Raw genomic sequence first — 6,646 nt, forward strand, 5'->3', positions numbered from 1 at the left:
TGGCGACGACTCGCATCTTGCTCCGGGAAGCGGAGCAGGATGTGATGCGCGCGGATGTCAGGGGTGCGTGTCACGGCCGAGCCAACGCGAGCTGTGACGGTCTCGCGGTCCTCGCCGGGCTGACCCGCGCCGCGTCATAGTCTGTGCGCGTGATTTCCTCGCGTGCGAGCGGCGTCCAGCTGCACATCACGTCCCTGCCCGACGGTCGGCTGGGCCCATCGGCGCGTGCCTTCGTGGACTGGCTCGCTGCGGCCGGGCAGTCGGTGTGGCAGGTCCTGCCCGTGTCCGTCCCGGACGAGCACGGATCGCCCTACAAGTCGCCGTCCGCCTTCGCCGCCTCGCCGGCGCTGCTCGAGCACCCCGACGCGCCGGTGGCTCCCGAGGAGCTCGCCCGGTTCGCTGAGCGCGAGCAGTACTGGGTCGACTCGTGGACCGCCTACGGCAGGGACCTGGCCGACCAGGTCCGGTTCGCCCGGGAGTGGACCGAGCTGCGCACCTACGCCGCCGACCGCGGGGTCCGCATCATGGGCGACGTCCCCATCTACGTCGCCCCCGATGGAGCGGATGTCCGGGCGTGGCCGCACCTCTTCCGCAGCGATGCGGTGGCGGGCGTCCCACCGGACGCCTATGCCGCGACGGGGCAGCTGTGGGGCAACCCGCTCTACCGCTGGGACGTCATGGCAGCCGACGGGTTCCGTTGGTGGACAGAGCGACTGCGCCGGACCTTCGAGCTGTTCGACTACGTCCGCCTCGACCACTTCCGCGGGTTCGCCGCGTACTGGGCCATCCCGTCCGACGCCGAGACCGCGATGACGGGCCGGTGGGAGGAGGGTCCGGGACGCGCCCTCTTCGACGCCGTGCGGGCCGAGCTCGGCGACCTGCCGCTGCTTGCCGAGGACCTCGGTGACATCGATGCTGCCGTCATCGAGCTGCGCCGTGACCTCGGCTTCCCCGGCATGGCGGTACTCCAGTTCGGATTCACCCCCTACGACCCGCACAACATCCACCACCCGGGCCGGCTGCGTGACGACCAGGTCGTCTACACCGGCACCCACGACAACGACACCGTCCTCGGCTGGTGGGCCCAGCTGCCATGGGACGCCCGGGAGATGGTGCGCGCAGCCTGCCGGGACAAAGGGGTGGCCATCGAGGTCGACCGAGAGCCGTCGTGGGCCCTCATCGAGCTCGCCCTCGCCGTGCCGTGCCAGCTGGCCATGATGCAGGCGCAGGACGTCCTCGGCCTCGGCTCCGAGGCCCGCATGAACACGCCCGGCGTCGAAGGCGGCTGGGGCTGGCGCATGGACCCGGGTGCTCTCACTGCCTCCCACGCCGCGCGGTTGCGCTCACTCACCGAGGCGGCCGGCCGTGTGCGGTAGGAGCAGGTGCCAGCGCGCGTCCGCGACCCAGCTCAGCGGCATACGGATGATGCCGTATGCCGCTGAGCCAACTCGGGCGCCCAACGTGGCGTTGGGCGTACGGTGACGTCCGTGACCTCGTTCCCCAGTGTGACGATCGACGACGTCCGTGCGGCGGAGGACCTCCTGCACGGAGTCGTGCGGCCGACCCCGCTCGAGTTCAGCCGCGGCCTGAGCGAGCGGGTCGGCACGACGGTGCAGCTCAAGTGCGAGAACCTCCAGCGGGCAGGCTCGTTCAAGATCCGCGGTGCCTACACGCGGATGGCGCGGCTGTCCGATGACGAGAAGCGCGCGGGGGTCGTGGCGGCGTCGGCCGGCAACCACGCGCAGGGCGTGGCGCTCGCCGCCTCGATGCTAGGCATCCGGGCGAAGGTCTACATGCCCGTCGGGGCAGCGATGCCCAAGCTGCTGGCGACGCAGGGCTACGGCGCCGATGTCGAGCTGCTCGGCACGACGATCGACGAGGGCCTCGTCGCGGCCCAGCGCTTCGCCGAGGAGACGGGTGCCGTGCTGATCCACCCGTTCGACCACGCCGACATCGTGGCCGGGCAAGGCACCTGCGGCCTCGAGATCCTCGACCAGTGCCCCGACGTCAAGACCGTCGTCGTGAGCGTCGGCGGCGGTGGCCTGCTGGCTGGCATCAGCACGGTGCTGCGGGCCGTCAAGCCGGACGTGCGGATCATCGGGATCCAGGCGGAGGATGCCGCGGCCTACCCGCCGTCGCTCGCCGCCGGCCACCCGGTGCCGGTGTCACGGATGGCGACGATGGCCGACGGCATCGCGGTGGGCCGGCCCGGTGACGTGCCCTTCGGCCTGATCCAGCAGTATGTCGACTCGGTCGAGACGGTGTCGGAGGACGCGCTCGCCCGGGCCCTGCTCTACCTGCTCGAGCGGGCCAAGCTCGTCGTCGAACCGGCCGGCGCCGCTGCCGTCGCCTGGCTCCTCGACGGGGTGCACGAGCCGGAGCTCGAGGGGCCGGTCGTGGCGGTGCTGTCCGGGGGCAACATCGACCCGATCCTGCTGCTCCGGATCATCCGCCACGGTATGGCTGCGGCCGGTCGGTACCTCGAGCTGAGGGTCCGGGTCCCCGACCGGCCCGGATCGTTGGCCGGCCTGCTCGCCGACTGCGCGGCGCTCGATGCCAACGTCGTCGACGTCGCCCACTCCCGCACGGTGCGGGCGTTGAGCGTCCAGGAGGTCGAGATCGGCGTCACCCTGGAGACGAAGGGCCAGGAGCACGCTGACGCAGTCACTGCTGCGCTGCGGGACAGGGGATATCGCCTGAGCTTCGTCGAGTGATCCTCGTCGTCGTTGGCGCCCACACGCCGTGGCACCGCATATGGTGCGGGACATGACGGAGCCCACCGCGCAGGCGGACGCGCCCGACGTCATCGTCGTCATGGGCGTGTCGGGGAGCGGCAAGTCGACCGTGGCGATGGGCATCGCGACGGCGATGGGCTGGGAGTTCGCCGAGGGCGACGAGTTTCATTCACAGGCCGACGTCGAGAAGATGGCCCGTGGTGAGCCGCTGACCGACGAGGACCGCTGGCCCTGGCTGCGCCTCATCGGTGACTGGATCTCCGAGAGGGTGTCCCGCGGCCAGTCGGCGGTCGTCGCGTGCTCCGCCCTACGGCGCGCCTACCGCGACGTGCTCCGCGAGGGGCGCCCGCAGGTGCGGTTCTGCCACGTCCTCGCGGACCCGAAGGTCGTCGCAGCCCGGATGGCGCACCGGGAGGGCCACTACATGCCGGCCGCGCTGCTGCCCAGCCAGCTCGCCACGCTGGAGGATCTGGAGGCCGACGAGCCCGGCGTCGTCGTCTCCAACGAAGGGTCGCGGCAGGACGTCCTGGACCGGGCCCTGCGGGCGTTGGAACTTCATCAGGAGGAGTCCCCGGGCGACCCGACGACGCCGTAGCGGACGCCGGTCAGGACGGTCGCGTCCCCGGCGGCGGCGCCTGGTCCACGTCCGTCCAGACCTCCGTCAGCTCGATGGCCAGCCCATCCCGGGTCGTGAGGAAGCCGGCGACCTCGTAGTGGCGCAGCTCGTCGTCGACGTATCCCGTGACATGGGCGCGGCTCGCCGCTCGCTCGCCGGCACCGACGAGGTCCATCAGCTCGAGGCGATCAAACCCGGGATAGTCCGCGTTGAAGCGAACCCACGAGGACCGGTCGAAGGTCTCGCCGGTGTGCACCAGCCGGCACACGAACTCGTCGTGCAGGAGGGCCGACAGGGCGTCCCAGTCATGGGCATCGATGACGTGAGCGATTCTGGTCAGCACGGCAGGGGCGGCGTCCACGACGCCGAACCTCCCACATCACGACGTGCCCGGCAATCGCATTGCCGACGGGCCCGTCAGTGCCGGGTCTTGAGGAAGGCGTTGACGACGTCCTTGTCCTTGGCGTCAGCGAGGTTGACGAGACCGGCGCCCTCGAGGGAGGTGCGCAGGTCCGGGTCGAGCTTGTCGATGGTGCGGCCGCGCGCCTTGGCGCGCTGGTCCGGGCTCAGCGCGCTCCACCAGCGCTCCAGCTCATTGGGATCGGTCATGGCACTGCTTCCTCTCCGTCGGGGGCGATCGAGCCTTGGGCCACGGCCGCTTCGATGGTCAGGTTGCGCCCAGCCGCGTAGGCGCGATTCCACTCGTCATTGTCGGCCTCGGAACGCGCCGGCGAGACGAAACGGTCCAGAATCGCCTCGTCCGGGGCCGTCCGGGGGATGCCCGCGGCCTGCCGCTGATGGTCGGCGGCGCCCAGCAGCGCGGCCGCGCGCTGCGTGTCGCCCAGGGCGGCCCACACCGATGCGAAGTTCTCGACGACGCAGATGGACAGCTCCACGTCACCGAGCGCGATGGTCGAGTGGGCGGTGTCGAGCAGCTTCCGCAAGGCTGGCTCCGGGCCCTCGGAATGGAGGAGCGCGGTGGCCAGGTTGGTCTGGTTGATGGCCACGCCCCACGCGTCGCGTCGCGCCTCGTCGGCGGCGATGGCCCGGAGCGCCGCCTGGGTCGCGGCGGTGTAGTCGCCACGATCCATGTGGATGGTCACGATGTTGCTCAGCCCGGTGGCCTCACGCTGGTCGTCCCCGATCCGTCGGGCGAGCTCGATGCTGCGCTCGATGAGCTCACCGGCGGCCTCCACGTCACCCTGCTCGCGCCGGCCGATGCCGAGGCTGTTGGACTCCCGCGCCTCGCGGGAGACGTCACCGAGCCGGTGTGCCATGGCGAGTGCTCGTTCGAGCGCCTGGGTGCCTGCCGCGAGATCGTTCTGCTGCAAGGCCAGGACGCCGTGGCCGTGGAGGGCATCGACGATCTGTGGCGAGTCGCCGTGGTGACCCTTGTCGAGCAGGGCCATCGCCCGATCGGACCAGCCGCGGCCCTCCAGCACGTAGCCGAAGCGGTACCAGTACGTGTCCATGGGCTCGAGGAGCTCGAGCCCGAGCTCGAACCGCTCCCGGGGTGCTGCCGGCGACAGCATCCAGTCGAGCGCGGCTCGCAGGTCCTCGATGACAGCCTCGAAGCGGTCGAGCGCCCCGAGCTGGCGTGGCCCGGCGTTGAGCGCTGCGCTGAAGTCGCGAGCGATGCGGATGCACCACTCCGCGTGCCTCTGCCGTGTCGCGTCGACCTCGCCATGCTCCTCGAGCCGGTCGAGGGCGAACCGGCCGATCGTCTCCAGGAGGTAGACCACCGGCTCGCCGTCCGGTCCGTCGCGGATCTCGAGCAGGCTCGCGTCGACGAGGTCGGCAACGACGTCCAGCGGATCGCGTCCCCCGACTCCGACCACCGCCTCAACGGCGTCGAGGCCCACGCGGCTGGAGAAGACGCTGAGCTGCCGGAGCACCCGGCGGTCTGCCTCCGTGAGCATGTCGTAGCTCCACGAGATCGTCGCCGTGAGGGTGCGCTGCCGCTCCGGGCGGTCCCCTTCGAGCACGGCCTCTCCGAACCAGCGGTCGAGGCGGGCGAGGATGCCACGGGGGCCGAGCAGGCGACTACGGGCGGCGGCAAGCTCGATCGCGAGCGGGAGACCGTCGAGCCGCCGACACAGCTCGACGACGTCGGCCACGGTGTCCGGCGTCAGTGCGAAGCTGGGCCTGACCATGCGAGCCCGCTCGACGAACAGCCGCACGGCGGGATTGCGCTCGACGTCCTCGAGGGTCAGCGACCTCCGCGCGCGACGGGGCACAGCGAGCGGCGAGAGCGGGTACTGCCTCTCGCCGAAGAGGTGCAGCGGGCGGCGGGACGTGACGAGGACGGTGACCCGTGGGGCGACCTGGAGCAGCGTGGCGACCACGTCGGCCGCCTCCGGGATCTGCTCGAGGTTGTCGAGCACGAGGACCGCGCCCCGGTCACGAAGGAAAGCGAGGGTCCGCTGCGCCGGAGTCTCCTCGGCGGTGCCCATCGGCGCTCCCACGGCCTCACCGATGCTGGCCCACATGACCGCGGCCCGGTCGGCGCTCTGGAGGGGCACGAAGAAGACGTCGCCCGGGGCCCGGTCCTGCAGCGCCTTCGCAGCAGCGACGGCGAGGCGCGTCTTGCCGGTGCCCCCGGGGCCGGTCAGCGTGACCAGGCGGGCCCCTTCGACCTGGATGGCAGCCGTGATGTCGCGCAGCTCCGCATCCCGTCCCAGCAGCTCCGTGGGATACATGGGCAGGTTCGCCGCCATCCCCAGGGTCCGGAGCGGCGGGTGGGCCTGGGCGAGCCCGGGCGGGACGATCTCGAACAGGTGCTCCGGCTCGGCCAGGTCCTTGAGCCGGTGCCAGCCCAGGTCCAGGACGAGCTCGGCCGGCAGCGTCTCCGAGACGAGGGCGTGCGTTGCCTGCGACACGACGATCTGACCGCCATGGGCCGTTGCCATGATGCGGGCCGCGCGGTGGATGTCGATCCCGATGTAGTCGTCCTCGTGGACCTCCGGCTCACCGGTGTGCAGACCGATCCGCACCCGGAGCGTCCGTCCTTCCGGCCAGTCGTGCTCCGCGAGCCCCCGTTGCGCGTCGACGGCGGCGGCGACAGCCTCGGTCGCGCTGGTGAAGACGACGAAGAAGCTGTCGCCCTCGGTCCCGACCTCCTGACCATCGTGCTTGCCGAACGCCTCCCGCAGGATGGCACGGTGTGCCGACAACGCCTCAGCCCAGCGTGGACCCAACCCGGTGAGAAGGGAGGTCGAGCCCTCGATGTCGCTGAAGAACAGCGTGAGGGTCCCACGGGGCAGGGGACTCATACCCGACAGTCTGTTCTGCTTCG

6 protein-coding genes are annotated in these 6,646 nt (G+C 71.2%); 3 read left to right on the plus strand and 3 right to left on the minus strand.

What is annotated here, in order from left to right:
• The first annotated feature begins 149 nt into the window (after positions 1 to 149).
• The 3 genes from ABF401_RS04855 to ABF401_RS04865 all read left to right on the plus strand — a co-directional run bounded on the left by ABF401_RS04855 (position 150) and on the right by ABF401_RS04865 (position 3,330).
• Positions 150 to 1,376, plus strand: coding sequence for a 4-alpha-glucanotransferase (locus ABF401_RS04855; RefSeq protein WP_353508408.1), 1,227 nt, complete (start codon positions 150 to 152; stop codon positions 1,374 to 1,376).
• Between the two features lie 111 nt (positions 1,377 to 1,487).
• Positions 1,488 to 2,714, plus strand: coding sequence for a threonine ammonia-lyase (ilvA, locus tag ABF401_RS04860; RefSeq protein WP_353508409.1), 1,227 nt, complete (start codon positions 1,488 to 1,490; stop codon positions 2,712 to 2,714).
• A gap of 52 nt (positions 2,715 to 2,766) precedes the next feature.
• Positions 2,767 to 3,330 carry a gluconokinase gene (locus ABF401_RS04865; protein WP_353508410.1) on the plus strand — a complete coding sequence of 188 codons (564 nt, stop codon included), beginning with the start codon at positions 2,767 to 2,769 and terminating at the stop codon, positions 3,328 to 3,330.
• Between the two features lie 10 nt (positions 3,331 to 3,340).
• On the opposite strand, the gene ABF401_RS04870 is transcribed toward ABF401_RS04865, so the two are convergent.
• From ABF401_RS04870 to ABF401_RS04880, 3 genes are read right to left on the minus strand one after another with little or no spacing between them, the layout of a single operon-like run.
• On the minus strand, positions 3,341 to 3,712 hold the full coding sequence (locus ABF401_RS04870) for a nuclear transport factor 2 family protein (protein WP_353508411.1): 372 nt from the start codon (positions 3,710 to 3,712) through the stop codon (positions 3,341 to 3,343).
• 56 nt (positions 3,713 to 3,768) lie between these two features.
• Positions 3,769 to 3,960: a hypothetical protein gene (locus tag ABF401_RS04875; protein ID WP_353508412.1), complete on the minus strand. Its 192-nt coding sequence runs from the start codon at positions 3,958 to 3,960 to the stop codon at positions 3,769 to 3,771.
• Positions 3,957 to 6,623 (minus strand): ATP-binding protein, encoded by a 2,667-nt coding sequence (locus ABF401_RS04880; protein WP_353508413.1) that lies wholly within the window; start codon positions 6,621 to 6,623, stop codon positions 3,957 to 3,959. Before ABF401_RS04880 ends, ABF401_RS04875 begins: the two co-directional genes overlap by 4 nt.
• Between the last annotated feature and the right edge of the window lie 23 nt (positions 6,624 to 6,646).

The organism is Intrasporangium sp., assembly GCF_040414665.1.
Taxonomy (GTDB): Bacteria; Actinomycetota; Actinomycetes; order Actinomycetales; family Dermatophilaceae; genus Intrasporangium.